Origin of the sequence: Streptomyces curacoi (assembly GCF_001513975.1) — a bacterium.
Taxonomy (GTDB): Bacteria; Actinomycetota; Actinomycetes; order Streptomycetales; family Streptomycetaceae; genus Streptomyces; species Streptomyces curacoi.
Map to the genome: position 1 here is coordinate 339596 of NZ_KQ947988.1, position 13894 is coordinate 353489.

At 71.3% G+C, this 13894-nt stretch carries 14 protein-coding genes and 1 riboswitch; of the genes, 7 read left to right on the plus strand and 7 right to left on the minus strand.

The window, feature by feature from the left end; genetic code table 11:
- Positions 1 to 194: 194 nt before the first annotated feature.
- Positions 195 to 1208, minus strand: coding sequence for a tryptophan--tRNA ligase (gene trpS, locus AQI70_RS18245; RefSeq protein WP_037886953.1), 1014 nt, complete (start codon positions 1206 to 1208; stop codon positions 195 to 197).
- A gap of 89 nt (positions 1209 to 1297) precedes the next feature.
- On the opposite strand from trpS, the gene AQI70_RS18250 reads away from it, so the two are divergent.
- The 3 genes from AQI70_RS18250 to AQI70_RS18260 all read left to right on the plus strand — a co-directional run bounded on the left by AQI70_RS18250 (position 1298) and on the right by AQI70_RS18260 (position 3809).
- Entirely contained in the window at positions 1298 to 1909 is a 612-nt protein-coding gene (locus AQI70_RS18250) for an RNA polymerase sigma factor (protein WP_208607391.1), read from the plus strand.
- Positions 1893 to 2915 carry a hypothetical protein gene (locus tag AQI70_RS18255; protein ID WP_425264621.1) on the plus strand — a complete coding sequence of 341 codons (1023 nt, stop codon included), beginning with the start codon at positions 1893 to 1895 and terminating at the stop codon, positions 2913 to 2915. The genes AQI70_RS18250 and AQI70_RS18255 overlap by 17 nt, the downstream gene beginning before the upstream one ends.
- A 189-nt stretch (positions 2916 to 3104) precedes the next feature.
- Entirely contained in the window at positions 3105 to 3809 is a 705-nt protein-coding gene (locus AQI70_RS18260) for a hypothetical protein (protein ID WP_244181710.1), read from the plus strand.
- Between the two features lie 175 nt (positions 3810 to 3984).
- Here the strand turns inward: AQI70_RS18260 and AQI70_RS18265 are convergent, their stop codons facing one another.
- Positions 3985 to 5433, minus strand: a complete 1449-nt coding sequence (locus tag AQI70_RS18265; protein WP_062150934.1) for a glycine hydroxymethyltransferase — start codon at positions 5431 to 5433, stop codon at positions 3985 to 3987.
- Between the two features lie 31 nt (positions 5434 to 5464).
- Positions 5465 to 5567, minus strand: a riboswitch (ZMP/ZTP riboswitch).
- 162 nt (positions 5568 to 5729) lie between these two features.
- Between AQI70_RS18265 and rocD the strand changes: the two genes are divergently transcribed.
- On the plus strand, positions 5730 to 6944 hold the full coding sequence (gene rocD, locus AQI70_RS18270; RefSeq protein WP_062150937.1) for an ornithine--oxo-acid transaminase: 1215 nt from the start codon (positions 5730 to 5732) through the stop codon (positions 6942 to 6944).
- Positions 6945 to 6956: 12 nt separating this feature from the next.
- On the opposite strand, the gene AQI70_RS18275 is transcribed toward rocD, so the two are convergent.
- The 4 genes from AQI70_RS18275 to pdxR form a co-directional block, all read right to left on the minus strand.
- Positions 6957 to 7829, minus strand: a complete 873-nt coding sequence (locus AQI70_RS18275; protein ID WP_062150941.1) for an alpha/beta fold hydrolase — start codon at positions 7827 to 7829, stop codon at positions 6957 to 6959.
- 178 nt (positions 7830 to 8007) lie between these two features.
- The gene (locus AQI70_RS18280; RefSeq protein WP_062150943.1) at positions 8008 to 9192 is read right to left on the minus strand and encodes a glutathionylspermidine synthase family protein; all 1185 of its coding nucleotides are present in this window, start codon (positions 9190 to 9192) and stop codon (positions 8008 to 8010) included.
- Positions 9193 to 9216: 24 nt separating this feature from the next.
- The gene (locus AQI70_RS18285) at positions 9217 to 9570 is read right to left on the minus strand and encodes a hypothetical protein (RefSeq protein WP_003998657.1); all 354 of its coding nucleotides are present in this window, start codon (positions 9568 to 9570) and stop codon (positions 9217 to 9219) included.
- Between the two features lie 156 nt (positions 9571 to 9726).
- Positions 9727 to 11133, minus strand: coding sequence for a MocR-like pyridoxine biosynthesis transcription factor PdxR (gene pdxR, locus AQI70_RS18290; RefSeq protein WP_062150947.1), 1407 nt, complete (start codon positions 11131 to 11133; stop codon positions 9727 to 9729).
- Between the two features lie 47 nt (positions 11134 to 11180).
- Between pdxR and AQI70_RS18295 the strand changes: the two genes are divergently transcribed.
- The 3 genes from AQI70_RS18295 to AQI70_RS18305 are packed head-to-tail and all read left to right on the plus strand — an operon-like array spanning position 11181 to position 12891.
- Positions 11181 to 11693, plus strand: a complete 513-nt coding sequence (locus AQI70_RS18295) for a carboxymuconolactone decarboxylase family protein (protein WP_062150949.1) — start codon at positions 11181 to 11183, stop codon at positions 11691 to 11693.
- On the plus strand, positions 11690 to 12148 hold the full coding sequence (locus AQI70_RS18300) for a carboxymuconolactone decarboxylase family protein (RefSeq protein ID WP_062150952.1): 459 nt from the start codon (positions 11690 to 11692) through the stop codon (positions 12146 to 12148). The genes AQI70_RS18295 and AQI70_RS18300 overlap by 4 nt, the downstream gene beginning before the upstream one ends.
- Positions 12149 to 12156: 8 nt before the next feature.
- Positions 12157 to 12891, plus strand: a complete 735-nt coding sequence (locus tag AQI70_RS18305) for an isocitrate lyase/PEP mutase family protein (RefSeq protein WP_062151953.1) — start codon at positions 12157 to 12159, stop codon at positions 12889 to 12891.
- Between the two features lie 45 nt (positions 12892 to 12936).
- On the opposite strand, the gene AQI70_RS18310 is transcribed toward AQI70_RS18305, so the two are convergent.
- The gene (locus AQI70_RS18310; RefSeq protein ID WP_062150955.1) at positions 12937 to 13893 is read right to left on the minus strand and encodes an ABC transporter substrate-binding protein; all 957 of its coding nucleotides are present in this window, start codon (positions 13891 to 13893) and stop codon (positions 12937 to 12939) included.
- Between the last annotated feature and the right edge of the window lies 1 nt (position 13894).

The window sequence follows — 13894 nt, forward strand, 5'->3', positions numbered from 1 at the left end:
GGTGAGCTCGTCGGTCGCGAGGAGCTCGTCCTGTTGTCACTCATGCCCCGTCGGTGAGCGTGAGTGGCCACGGATGCGGCCACTCGGCTATCGACTGTACGGCTACGGCTGTGCCGCGGGCAGGCGCAACCGTAGTGATGTGCAGCGCTGTGCGGTGGTACAGCAGTGTTCCGGCCGCCTGCCGTGGTGCGGGCTCAGTGCTTGGCGGGCAGGAATCCCACCTTGTCGTACGCCTGGGAGAGCGTCTCCGCGGCGACGGCGCGCGCCTTCTCCGCGCCCTTGGCCAGGATCGAGTCCAGCGTCTCCGGGTCGTCCAGATACTGCTGGGTGCGCTCCCGGAAGGGCGTCACGAACTCGACCATGACCTCGGCTAGGTCCGTCTTGAGCGCACCGTAGCCCTTGCCGTCGTACTTCTGCTCCAGTTCGGCGATTCCCGCCCCCGTGAGGGTCGAGTAGATGGTGAGCAGGTTGCTGACGCCCGGCTTGTTCTCGGCGTCGTAGCGGATGACGGTCTCGGTGTCGGTGACCGCGCTCTTGACCTTCTTGGCGGTGGCCTTGGGCTCGTCGAGCAGGTTGATGAGGCCCTTCGGCGTGGACGCCGACTTGCTCATCTTGATCGACGGGTCCTGCAGGTCGTAGATCTTCGCCGTCTCCTTCAGGATGTACGGCTTCGGAACGGTGAAGGTCTGGCCGAAGCGGCCGTTGAAGCGCTCGGCGAGATCGCGGGTGAGCTCGATGTGCTGGCGCTGGTCCTCGCCGACCGGGACCTCGTTGGCCTGGTACAGCAGGATGTCCGCGACCTGCAGGATCGGGTACGTGAACAGGCCGACGGAGGCCCGGTCCGCGCCCTGCTTGGCGGACTTGTCCTTGAACTGCGTCATGCGGGAGGCCTCGCCGAAGCCGGTGAGGCAGTTCATGACCCAGGCGAGCTGGGCGTGCTCGGGGACGTGGCTCTGGACGAAGAGCGTGCAGCGCTCGGGGTCGAGTCCGGCGGCCAGCAGCTGGGCGGCGGCCAGGCGGGTGTTGGCCCGCAGCTCCTTCGGGTCCTGCGGGACCGTGATCGCGTGCAGGTCGACGACCATGTAGAACGCGTCGTGGGTCTCCTGCAGAGCCACCCACTGGCGGACGGCGCCGAGGTAGTTGCCGAGGTGGAACGAGCCTGCGGTGGGCTGGATTCCGGAGAGCACGCGGGGTCGATCAGAGGCCATGCTCACCATTCTCTCAGGTTCCGAAGGCCGCTCCGGAACTGGTCGGGAACAGATGGGAACCGATCCGTCCCCGGCGGTGTAACAAAGGTGTGAGGACGCGGGAGGGGGGCCGCATCGTCGATGAGGCCGCGGTGATCGCACGCGTACGCGCCGGGGAGCCGGAGGCGTACGCGCAGCTGGTGCGGGCTCACACGGGCATCGCACTCAGGGCGGCCGCCGCGCTCGGGGCGGGGGCGGACGCGGAGGACGTGGTGCAGCAGGCCTTCGTCAAGGCGTACTGCTCGCTGGGCCGGTTCAAGGACGGCGCGGCTTTCAAGCCATGGCTGCTGGCGATCGTCGCCAATGAGACGAGGAACACAGTGCGCACAGCTGCCCGCCAGCGCACGCTCGCCGGGCGCGAGGCGGCGCTCGTGGAGGCGGAGCCGCTGATACCGGAATCGGCGGACCCGGCGGTGGCCGCGCTGGAGATAGAGCGCCGGGCCGCGCTCCAGGCCGCCCTGGGCAAGCTGAGCGAGGAGCACCGCCTGGTCGTCACCTACCGCTATCTCCTGGAAATGGACGAGTCCGAGACGGCCCAGGCCCTGGGCTGGCCCCGGGGCACGGTGAAATCCCGGCTCAACCGCGCGCTGCGGAAGCTGGGCCGGTTGCTGCCGGATTTCCAGCCTCGGGAAGGGGGTGATGAGCATGAGCGACGGACGTGAGCGGTACGACGGCGAGGGCCGAAGGGCGTACGAGGGTGACGGCCGGCGTGCGTACGAGCGGGGCGGCGCCGGGCGGGACGAAAGCGCCGACGGTCCTGGTCGGCGACTCGGCGGCGGTGGCGGTGGCGGTGAGCGCGGCCGTCGCGGCGACCCGGCTCGGCTGCCCGAGGAGCTGCGGGTGCTGGGCCGCTCGCTGGACGGGCCGGGTGCGGCGGAGGGCGCGGAGACGATGGTCGAGCGTGTGCTGGGGCAGATACTCGCCCAGCAGCTGCCTGCTCCGGTCGCCGAGCCGCCGGGGGCTGCCGAGCGGCTGCGAGCGGTGCGGCGCTGGACACGGGCGCGGTGGCGCTCGCTGACCGCGGCGCTGTGCGGCCTGCTGACGGTGCTCGTGCTCACGCCCCCGGTGCGGGCGGCGGTCATCGACTGGTTCGGCTTCGCCGGGGTCGAGGTGCGGTACGACCCGTCGGCGGTGCCCTCACCGGGCGCCGAGGTGCCCGGCTGCGGGCGGTCCGTTTCGCTGGCCGAGGCCGAGCGGCGGGCCGGGTTCGCGCCGGTGCTGCCCGAGGCGCTGGGGGCGCCGGACGCGGTCACGGTGAGCGCGCTGCCGCGGGACCGGTTCCTGGTGAGCCTGTGCTGGCGTGAGCCAGGGGGCACGATCCGGCTGGACGAGTTCCGGGCGCGCCTGGACCCCAGCTTCATCAAGGGGGTCCGCGAGCAGCCGGTGTTGCTGCCCGCGATCGGTGACACGCCGGGTGACGGAGTGCCGGACCCGGCCCTGTGGTTCCCCCGGCCGCACCTGCTGAGCTTTCCGCTGGTGGACCCGCACGGCGGCACCTACACCTGGCAGAAGCGCACCGCGGGGCCGACCCTGCTGTGGACCTCTTCGGGCGGCCACGGCGTGGTCACGCTCCGGCTGGAGGGCGTTGCGGCGAAGAAGCGCGCGGTGGAGATCGCGGAGTCGATCGCGGGCCGGGCGGCCGGCCCTTCGACGACCTCCTCGAAATAGGCCCACGTACCTCCTCGAAGTAGGGCGCGTACCTCCTCGAAATAGGGCGCGCGTACCTCCTCGAAATAGGGCGCGCGGAGTGGGAACCCCGGCGGGCCGGGCGGTGTACCAGAAGTGACAGGCGGCCCGCGGACGGGCCGCACGGATCAGTTGCTTCGGGGGTTCGAAATGCGCCGGTGGAAGGACAGGGTGCGTGGACTGACCGCGTGGACGGGGACGCTGGCGGCGAGCCTGGCTCTTGTCGTGTGGGGAGCCTCGCCCGCCCCGGCCGGAGGGCCGACGAGCGCGCTCGTGGTGTCGCCGGGGAGCGAGGAAACAGCGTCGCTGCACTACAGCGACAAGGAGTACGAGGAGCTGCAGCGGCTGCTGGGCCCCCTCGGCGGGGGCGAGGGGACGCGCACCAAGCCCCCGGAGGCCACGCTGGAGGCTGCCCGCCGGGTCAATGTCACCTGGCTGATCCACGATGTGGATCCCTGGCGGGTCGACTATGTGTACCTGGCGACCAGCAGTCGGCACATCTGGATACACACCACGACAAAGCCGACCGGATCCTTCGACGGCCTCTGGCACCAGGCCCAGAAGCCCACCCAGCTGCGGCAGCTGCTGAAGGAGCTGGGCGTCATGGGCGCCCCGAGTGAGCGCTCCTCAGAGATGGCCCCCGCTCCGGCCCCGGCCCGGACGGGCGGCACCTCGTCCGACACGGCGGCCCCGGTGACCCCGGCGGTCGGCGCCTCGGCGGCACGGGCGGACGACGGGGCCGGCGGATGGTGGGCACTGCCTGGCGCGGCGGCCGGGGCGGTGCTGGCGCTGGTGCTGCGGCCGTTCGTGTCACGGATACCGGCGAGGCTGCGCCGCCGTGAGAGCGGACCGCGGCAGGAACTGCTGGACGTGTGACAGACACCGGTGGACGGTGCCGGCACTCGCAGCGGCGGCCCGGCGAGTGACCGGACCGCCGCGGGAGGAGTCACGACAACAGCTGATCGAACTGCGGATCCCGGGCCTCCCGCTCGGCTGGACGCCTAGCGGGGATCCGGCCGGTGAGTCCCGGCCGGGGAGACCGGTCGGGCCGTCAGCCCAGGTCGACCTCCGGGTAGAGCGGGAAGCCGGCCACGAGGTCGGTGGCGCGGTGGGAGATCTCGTCGGCGATCTTCGGGTCCAGAATGTGCTGGGCCTTGGACGGGGCGCCCTTGCTGGTGGTGCCGGGCTCGGTGGTGGTGAGGACGCGGTCGATCAGGGCGGCGACCTCGTCCATCTCGGCGGTGCCCAGGCCACGCGTGGTCAGGGCGGGGGTGCCGATGCGGATGCCGGAGGTGTACCAGGCGCCGTTGGGGTCGGCCGGGATCGCGTTGCGGTTGGTCACGATGCCGGAGTCGAGAAGCGCGGCCTCGGCCTGGCGGCCGGTGAGGCCGTAGGAGGAGGCGACGTCGATCAGGTTCAGGTGGTTGTCCGTGCCGCCGGTCACCAGGGTCGCGCCCCGCCGCATCAGGCCCTCGGCCAGCGCCCGGGAGTTGTCGACGATGCGCTGGGCGTAGTCGCGGAAGGACTCCTGGCGGGCCTCGGCCAGGGCGACGGCCTTGGCGGCCATGACGTGCGGGAGCGGGCCGCCGAGGACCATCGGGCAGCCGCGGTCGACCTGGTCCTTGAGGGAGTTGTCGCACAGGACCATGCCGCCGCGCGGGCCGCGCAGCGACTTGTGGGTGGTGGTGGTGACGATCTGGGCGTGCGGGACCGGGTCGAAGTCGCCGGTGAGGACCTTGCCGGCGACGAGACCCGCGAAGTGGGCCATGTCGACCATGAGCGTGGCGCCGACCTCGTCGGCGATCTCGCGCATGATCCGGAAGTTCACGAGACGGGGGTAGGCGGAGTAGCCGGCGACGATGATGAGCGGCTTGAACTCGCGGGCCTGGGCGCGCAGGGCGTCGTAGTCGATGAGGCCGGTGGCCGGGTCGGTGCCGTAGGAGCGCTGGTCGAACATCTTGCCGGAGATATTCGGGCGGAAGCCGTGGGTGAGGTGGCCGCCGGCGTCCAGGGACATGCCGAGCATGCGCTGGTTGCCGAAGGCCTGGCGGAGTTCGGCCCAGTCGGCCTCGGTGAGGTCGTTGACCTGGCGGACGCCGGTCTTCTCCAGGAAGGGCGCCTCGACGCGGTCGGCGAGGACGGCCCAGAAGGCGACGAGGTTGGCGTCGATGCCGGAGTGCGGCTGGACGTAGGCGTGGCGGGCGCCGAAGAGCTCGCGGGCGTGCTCGGCGGCGAGGGACTCGACGGTGTCGACGTTGCGGCAGCCGGCGTAGAAGCGGCGGCCGACGGTGCCCTCGGCGTACTTGTCGCTGAACCAGTTGCCCATCGCCAGGAGGGTGGCCGGGGAGGCGTAGTTCTCGGAGGCGATCAGTTTGAGCATCTCGCGCTGGTCGGCGACCTCCTGGCCGATGGCGTCGGCCACGCGCGGCTCGACGGCGCGGATCACGTCGAGGGCGGAGCGGAAGGCGGTGGACTCGGTGGAGAGGGGCTCGGCTGACATGGGGACCTCCGGACGTCGTGTGCAGCGTTCACGGTACGGCCCAGGCGCACGGCACTCGGTGCTGGACGACAGGGTCCAGTGGGCCGCTCCCCGATGGTCGGTCCCATCCCAGCGCGCCAGTCACGGCCCGTCGATCAGCCTACCGGGCGCGCCGACGCACCATGGTCCCGCGTCCACCATGCGAGCAACGATAAGAAGGGGCCGAAAAGCACTCGTACGGCCAGAAATGGACAGTGGCCACGAGCCTCGTGCCGGCCGGAACACGAGCCCTCGTGGTGGCGGAAACGGAGAGCCCCGTGAGTACGTCGAGCACCACCGATTCCCTGATCTCCGCGATCGACGCGCACAGTGCCCACACCTACCACCCGCTGCCGGTCGTGGTGGCGACGGCGGACGGTGCCTGGATGACGGATGTGGAGGGGCGCCGCTATCTGGATCTGCTGGCCGGGTATTCGGCGCTCAACTTCGGGCACGGCAACCGGCGGATCGTGGAGGCGGCGAAGGCGCAGCTGGAGCGGGTGACGCTGACGTCGCGGGCGTTTCATCACGACCGGTTCGCGGCGTTCTGCGAGCAGCTCGCCGAGCTGTGCGGGATGGAGATGGTGCTGCCGATGAACACGGGGGCGGAGGCGGTGGAGACGGCGGTGAAGACCGCCCGGAAGTGGGGGTACCGGGTCAAGGGCGTGCCGGCGGAGATGGCGAAGATCGTGGTCGCCACGAACAACTTCCACGGGCGTACGACGACGATCATCAGCTTCTCCACCGACCCGGAGGCGCGGGCGGACTTCGGGCCGTACACGCCGGGCTTCGAGATCGTGCCGTACGGGGATCTGACGGCGATGCGGGAGGCGCTGACGGAGAACACGGTCGCCGTGCTGCTGGAGCCGATCCAGGGCGAGGCGGGGGTCCTCGTTCCGCCGGCCGGTTATCTGCCGGCGGTGCGGGAGCTGACGCGGGAGCGGAACGTGCTGTTCGTGGCGGACGAGATCCAGTCGGGGCTGGGGCGGACGGGTCGTACCTTCGCGTGCGAGCACGAGGGGGTGGTGCCGGATGTGTATGTGCTCGGGAAGGCGCTCGGGGGCGGGGTCGTGCCGGTGTCGGCGGTGGTGTCGTCGGCCGATGTGCTCGGGGTGTTCCGGCCGGGGGAGCACGGGTCGACGTTCGGCGGGAATCCGCTGGCCTGTGCGGTGGCGCTGGAGGTGATCGCGATGCTGCGGACGGGCGAGTTCCAGGCACGGGCGGCGGAGCTCGGCGCGCATCTGCACCGGGAGCTGGGGGCGTTGGCCGGGACGGGTCGGGTGACGGCGGTGCGGGGGCGCGGACTGTGGGCGGGGGTGGACATCGCACGGGCGCTCGGCACGGGGCGGGAGGTGTCCGAGAAGCTGATGGACCGGGGTGTGCTGGTGAAGGACGCCCATGGGGCGACGATCCGGATCGCGCCGCCCTTGGTGATCGGAAAGGAGGATCTGGACTGGGGGCTCGCCCAGCTGCGGGGTGTGCTCGGGGTGTGAGACGGCTCGCCCTCAGTGGTGCGCCGTGTGGTCGAGGATCTCGGTGGCGAGCGCCTTGTGGATCTCGGGTGGGAGGGCGTGGGCCATGCCGGGGATCTCGGCGAGGCGGGCGCCGCGGATGGTCTGGGTGAGGTGGTGGGCGTGCGGGAGGGGGTAGACCGGTTCGGCGGGGGCCGAGACGACGAGGGTGGGGACCTCGGTGCGGGCGAGTTGTTCGGTGCGGAGCATGCCCGAGGTGTCCGCGCGGGCGTGGGCGTCGCCGGGTGTGTGGTGGCCGGTGTGGGCGATGATCTTCCGCTCCAGGGCGCGGAAGTAGTCGGCGTCGAAGGGGAGTCGGTCGCCGGCCAGGGCCCGCCAGTGTTCCGTCCGCCGGTCCAGTTCCGCCTCCGGGCCCTGGTCCGTCCATGGCTGGGACCACAGTTCCATGACCTGGGGGTCCGGGCCGGGCAGTTCCTGCGACGGGGTGCGTGTGCCGTCGGGGTGGACGTACGGGGTGTCGCTGAGGGCGCCGGTGCCGATCAGGGTCGCGCTCAGCAGGCGGTCGGGGTGGTCGGCGATCAGGAGCTGGGTGAGCATGCCGCCCAGCGACATGCCGACGACATGGGCGCGCGTGACGCCGAGTCCGTCCAGGACCGCGAGGGCGTCGTCGGCGAGGGCCGTAAGGGGGTAGGGCTGCTCGTCGTAGGCCCAGGTGGAGCGGCCGGTGTCCCGGTGGTCGTAGCGGATCACCCGGTGCTGGGCGGCGAGCAGGGCGACGAGTTCGTCCGGCCAGCCGAGGCCGGGGGCCAGGGCGCCCATGATCAGCAGGAGTGGGGGTGCGTCGGGGGCGCCGTGGTCTTCCGCCCAGAGGCGGATGCCGGGTGCGGCGTCGATGAAGTGTTCCATGAGGCTCCCTTTGACTGGCCGTGCGAGACGAGACGTATCGTATCGATGGAGGAGGCGGGCAGGACACATGGTTTTCGGCCTGATGATTTCGGCCTCGCGACGCGGATTTCGAGGGGACGGGCGTCCGGGGAGGTGCGCTCAGGACAAGATGCGTGGCCCGAGGCGGGCGGCCGGGGGGCTAGAGGATCACATGGGGCAGGAAGCGTGCGTACTCGTCCGTGATCAGGCCGGACGACTCACGGATGCCGAGGCCCGCCGACTCGTCCTCGACGACCCACGCGCCGAGGACGACGTGATTGCCGTCGAAGTCGGGCAGCGGGGCCAACTGCTGGTAGCAGCAGGGCTCGTCGCGCAGTACGGGATCCGCGCCCTTCTCGTGCACGGTCACGCCCGCGCCCTCCCGGCCCAGCAGCGGCTTGGCGACGTAACCCGTCGTCTCCGCCAGCTCCCGGGGCCCGTCGAGGTGGGCGGGAAGGAGGTTCGGGTGGTCCGGGTAAAGCTCCCAGAGGACGGCGAGGAGGGCCTTGTTGCTGAGGAGCATCTTCCAGGCGGGCTCGATCCACAGCGTCGTGCCGGTGCCGCCGCCGTTGTCGAGGGTGTCGAGGACGTGGTCGGCGAAGCGGTCGGTGGTGAGCCACTCCCACGGATAGAGCTTGAAGCAGCTGCGGATGAAGCGCAGTTGGGTGTCGACGAAGCGGCCCGAGAGGCGGTCCCAGCCGATCTCCTCCATGGAGATCCAGCCGGTGTCCAGGCCCGCCTGCTCCGCGGTCTCCTTCAGATAGGCGACGGTCATCATGTCCTCGCCGAGCTCGTCGGCGGAGGAGTACGCGAAGTAGAGCGGGTTGCCGGGCGGGAGCAGGGCGGACTGCTTCTTCCAGGCGGCGACGAGGCGTTCGTGGAGGGAGTTCCACTGGTCGGCGCCGGGGAAGCGTTCCTCCATCCAGAACCACTGCGGTGAGGCGGCCTCGACGAGGGACGTGGGTGTGTCGGCGTTGTACTCCAGGAGCTTCGCCGGGCCGGTGCCGTCGTAGCGGAGGTCGAAGCGGCCGTAGACGGAGGGGAGTTCGGCGCGACGGCGCCAGGCCTCGGCGACGGCGTCCGCGACGCGCGGGTCGGTGATGCCGAGGTCGGCGAAGCGGTTCTCCGCGACGATGTGCTCGGCCGCCGTCAGGCACATGCCGTGCAGTTCCTCGACGACCTCCTCCAGCGCCTCGACCTCCTCCAGGGAGAAGACGTAGTAGGCGCTCTCGTCCCAGTACGGGCGCAGGGAGTTGTCGGGGTGGCGGGTGAGGGGGTAGATGAGCCCCTGCTCCTCGACGGTCTGCTGCCAGCCGGGACGGGGCTCGATCGTGCGGCGCTCCATGTGCGTGTCCTGCCGATGCCGCGCTCAGCCGCCGCTGCTGCCCGAACCTGAGCAGCCGAAGCCGCCCCGGTCGACGGCCTCGCTGCGGCTGAAGGTGCCGTAGTCGGCGCGGCCGCTGGAGACGTCGGCGTCGTAGTACCAGGCGGCGTCGGAGCCGCCGGACCTCTTCTTGCCGCCCCTGGCGTACGACGAGCTCGAACCGGAGCCGGACTTGCAGTTCTTGTCCGCGATGACCTTGTAGCCCTCGTAGGTGTAGCTGTCGCGGTCGACGCAGCGGCGGTCGGGTTCCGAGCCGCAGGAGGTCAGGGCCGCCGCTATGACGCCCATGCCGCCGAGTACGACCGTGCTGGAGCGCAGCCGACGTCGCGTTTCCGCCATGTGTGTCTCCCCCGATGATCTGGCGCTTGTCCGTGGATCCGGTGTCCGTGGATCCGGTGTCCGTGGATCCGGTTGTTGTCCGGCGGACAGCCTAGAGATCGGTGAACGAGCCGGCGCAGGCACCCCCCGCGAGCAGCGGCCGCGGTGCGTCGCCGTTCACGGCAGCACCCGGCACAACGCCTCCAACGCCCCCGCCCACGCGTGGTCCGGCGGGGTGCCGTACCCGACGACCAGCGCGTCCAGCGGCTCCACGGTGGCGGCCTCGTGGCGGTAGAAGGTCAGGCCGTGCAGGGCCAGCCCCTGCCAGGTGGCGGCTTGGACCACCGACTGCTCGGCGCCGGGAGGCAGGCGCAGAACGGCATGCAGGCCGGCCGCGATGCCGGTGACCTGAAGGTGCGGGGCGTGGTCGGCCAGCGCCCGCACCAGGGCGTCTCTGCGGCGCCGGTAGCGCAGACGGGCGGCGCGGACATGGCGGTCGTAGGCGCCGGACGTGAGGAACTCCGCCAGGGTCAGCTGGTCCGGGGTGCCGCAGGTGTCCACGCCGCCCTTCGCCGCCGTCACCTCCGCCACCAGCGGCGGCGGCAGCACCATCCAGGCCAGGCGCAGGCCGGGAGCGAGGGACTTGCTGGCCGTGCCCAGGTAGACGACGTGGCCGGGGTCCAGGCCCTGGAGCGCCCCGACGGGCTGGCGGTCGTAGCGGAACTCACCGTCGTAGTCGTCCTCCAGGACCAGTCCCCCGGTGCGGCGCGCCCAGTCGACCACCGTCGCCCGGCGGTCGCGGTGCAGGGGCACGCCCATGGGGAACTGGTGGGCGGGGGTGAGGAGGACCGCGCCCTCGTGCGTCAACGCGCCGGGATCGGTGCCGAGTTCGTCGAAGGGGAGGGGAACCGTGGCCGGGCCGGCCGCCGTCAGCTGCTTCCAGTGCGGCACCAGGCCGTACGACTCCACCGCCACGGTCTGCACCCCGCGCCCCCGCAGCACCGTGCCGAGCAGTTGCAGACCGTGCACGAACCCCGCGCACACCACGATGTGTTCGGGGTCGGCGCGCACCCCCCGCGCGCGGGAGAGGTAGCCGGCGAGGGCGGTGCGCAGTTCCGGGCGACCGCGCGGGTCGCCGTAGCCGAGGGCCCGGTGCGGGGCGGCGAGGAAGGCGCGGCGGGCCGCCTTGAGCCACTCGGTGCGGGGGAAGGCGGCGAGGTCGGGGGTGCCGGGGACCAGGTCGTAGGCGGGGCGGGGGCGTTCGGGGCGGGACGGGGCCGGGGCGCGGGGTGGGGCGGTGGCGCCCGTCGGCGCGCTCACCGTGCGGTCGGCCACGCGGGTGGCCGAGCCCTGGCGGGCGGTGAGCCAGCCCTCGGCGACCAGTTCGGCGTAGGCCTCGGCGACCGTGTTGCGGGCGATCCCGAGGTCGGCGGCGAGGGAGCGGGAGGAGGGCAGACGGGTGCCGGGGGCGAGGCGCCCGGTGCGGACCGCCTCGCGCAGGGCGTCGGTGAGGCCGCGGCGCAGGCCCGGGCCCGTCGGTTCCAGGTGGAGGTCGATCCCCAGAGTGGCCCAAGGTTTCGGCATGGAAGTGGACCATACTCCTGGGCTGCTTCGCTCCTAGGGTCGAGATCATGACGACCACCGAAGTGACAGCGACGAAGACCGTGGAGTACGCCCCCGAACACCCCGCCCGCCTGCAGTGGGCCCAGCTCGCCCCCGACGTCTACAAGGCGATGATCCGTCTCGACACGGCCGCCAAGCAGGGCCTCGACCACAGGCTGTACGAGCTGGTGAAGATCCGTGCCTCGCAGATCAACCACTGCGCCTTCTGCGTGGACATGCACACCAAGGACGCGCTCGCGACGGGCGAGAGCGTCGAGCGGATCGTCCAGCTCAGCGCCTGGGACGAGTCGCGGCACTTCTACACCGAGAAGGAGCTCGCGGCGCTGGAGCTGACCGAGGCGGTGACCGTCCTGACGGACGGGTTCGTGCCCGACGAGGTGTACGAGAAGGCCGCCAAGCACTTCGAAGAGGCCGAACTCGCCCAGTTGGTCTCCGCGATCGCGGTGATCAACGCGTGGAACCGGTTCGGGGTGACCTTCCGCATGGCCCCGGGCCACTACCAGCCGGGACAGCGCGGGTGACGGTCCGCACCCGGCTCCTCGACCAGGCGGTCGGGCAGGCGGTCGGGCAGGCCATGTCCACGCTCAGCGCGACGGCCAGGAAAGGCCTCGGCGACCCCGCGCTCGCCGAGCTCGTGGTGATCCGGGCCTCGCAGCTCAACCACTGCGCGTTCTGCCTGGACATGCATCTCGCCCTCGCCAGGAAGTACGGCGTGAGCGAGCGGCAGCTCGACCTGCTGGCCGCCTGGGAGGAGGCCGAGGACGTCTTCAGCGAGCGGGAACGGGCCGCGCTCGCGCTGACCGAGGCGGTCACCGTCCTCACCGACGGCTTCGTGCCCGACGAGGTGTACGAGCGTGCCGCCGCGCACTTCGACGAGGCCCGGCTCGCCCATCTCGTCGGGCTGATCGTCGCCATCAACAACTGGAACCGGGTGATGGTCACCCGGCGCATTCCACCAGGGGGATACACACCGTGACCCGCACCGTGACCAAGGTCGAGGCCTTCCGTGCCCTGCACCGGCGCCAGGCGCCCGGCGACCCGCTCGTCCTGCCCGGCCCCTGGGACGCCGCCAGCGCCCGCGTCTTCGCCGAGGCCGGGTTCCCGGCGCTCGCCACGCCGAGTGCGGGGGTCGCCGCCGCCCTCGGCTACGAGGACGGGCAGACCCCGGCCGAGGAGATGTTCGCGGCCGTCGCGCGGATCGTACGCGCCGTCGACGTGCCGGTGTCGGCGGACATCGAGGGCGGGTACGGGCTGGCGCCGACGGAGCTGGTGGAGCGGCTGCTGGAGACGGGCGCGGTGGGCTGCAACCTCGAGGACTCCGCGGACGGGGTCCTCAAGGACCCGCGCGAGCACGCCGACTGGCTCGCCGAGGTACGGCACGCCGCCGCCAACCGGCTCTTCGTCAACGCCCGCATCGACACCTTCGTCCGTGGTGCCGCCGAGCCCAAGCAGGCCGCCGAACGGGCCATCGAGCGGGCCGCGCTGTACGTCGCCGCGGGTGCCGACTGCGTGTACCCGATCGGTGCCCCCACCGACATACTGCCGCTGCTGCGGTCCGGTATCCAGGGGCCCATCAACGTGCACGGCACCATAACCGGGGACGGCCCCTCGCCCACCGAACTCGGTGAACTCGGGGCCACCCGGATCACGTTCGGGCCGGGGCTCCAGCGCCGGGCCGCCCAGGCACTGCGGGACATCGCGGCCGGCCTCGCGAAGTGACGCTCAGGACAGCCACGCCGTCCTCCAGGACAGCCACGCCATCCGTCAGGACAGCCACGCCTTCCACGTGGACTCGTGGCTGTCCACCCACTTCTTCGCCGCCTCCTCGGGCGTCAGCTTCTGGTCGGCGATCATCAGGGAGACCTCGTTCTGGTCCTCGGTCGTCCACTTGAACTTCTTCAGCAGGGCCGCCGCGTCACCGCCGTTCCTGGCGAAGTCGGCGTTGAGGTACTTCTGCAGCGGGGTGTGCGGATAGGCGCAGGCGACCTTCTCCGGGTCCGCGTCGCAGCCCTCCTTGTACGCCGGCAGCTTCACCTCGGTCATCGGGACCTTCTTGAACAGCCACTGGGGCTCGTACCAGTACGTCAGGAAGGGCTTCTTCTCCTTGGCGAACTGTTTGATCTGCGTGATCTGCGCGGCCTCCGACCCGGCGAACACCACCTGGTAGTCCAGGCCGAGGTTCTTCACCAGCGCCTTGTCGTTGGTGACGTAGGACGGCGAGCCGTCCATCAGCTGGCCCTTGCCGCCGCTCTCGGCGGTGCGCATCCGGTCGGCGTACTTGTTCAGGTTCTTCCAGTCGGTGACGTCCGGGTGCTCCTTGGCGAAGTACGTCGGGACGAACCAGCCGATGTGACCGGTGACGCCGAGGTCGCCGCCGTTCACGATCGTCTTCTTGTCCTTGATGTACCGCTGCTCCTCCTCCGGATGGCCCCAGTCCTCCATGATCGCGTCGACCCGGCCCTGACTGAGCGCGTCCCAGGCGGGCACCTCGTCGATCTGGACGGTGTCGACGCGGTAGCCGAGCTCGTGCTCCAGCAGGTACTGGGCGACGGCCACGTTGGCCTGGGCGCCCACCCAGGACTGCACGGACAGGGTCACGGTCCTGGCGCCCTGGGCGTTGGCGAACGGCGAGGTCTGCTTGGTCATGTCTGCGGCACCGCAGCCGGTGAGCAGCGCCAGCGAGGACACCGCGGCCACTACGGCAGTCGTACGAAGTCGCATG

What these genes read in the sequence shown, in the direction of transcription:
- trpS (WP_037886953.1), bottom strand. Translation starts at nt 1,208, where the DNA reads ATGGCCTCTGATCGACCCCGCGTGCTCTCCGGAATCCAGCCCACCGCA.
- AQI70_RS18255 (WP_425264621.1), top strand. Translation starts at nt 1,893, where the DNA reads ATGAGCGACGGACGTGAGCGGTACGACGGCGAGGGCCGAAGGGCGTAC.
- AQI70_RS18265 (WP_062150934.1), bottom strand. Translation starts at nt 5,433, where the DNA reads ATGTCAGCCGAGCCCCTCTCCACCGAGTCCACCGCCTTCCGCTCCGCC.
- AQI70_RS18275 (WP_062150941.1), bottom strand. Translation starts at nt 7,829, where the DNA reads ATGGAACACTTCATCGACGCCGCACCCGGCATCCGCCTCTGGGCGGAA.
- AQI70_RS18280 (WP_062150943.1), bottom strand. Translation starts at nt 9,192, where the DNA reads ATGGAGCGCCGCACGATCGAGCCCCGTCCCGGCTGGCAGCAGACCGTC.
- AQI70_RS18285 (WP_003998657.1), bottom strand. Translation starts at nt 9,570, where the DNA reads ATGGCGGAAACGCGACGTCGGCTGCGCTCCAGCACGGTCGTACTCGGC.
- pdxR (WP_062150947.1), bottom strand. Translation starts at nt 11,133, where the DNA reads ATGCCGAAACCTTGGGCCACTCTGGGGATCGACCTCCACCTGGAACCG.
- AQI70_RS18295 (WP_062150949.1), top strand. Translation starts at nt 11,181, where the DNA reads ATGACGACCACCGAAGTGACAGCGACGAAGACCGTGGAGTACGCCCCC.
- AQI70_RS18310 (WP_062150955.1), bottom strand. Translation starts at nt 13,893, where the DNA reads ATGCGACTTCGTACGACTGCCGTAGTGGCCGCGGTGTCCTCGCTGGCG.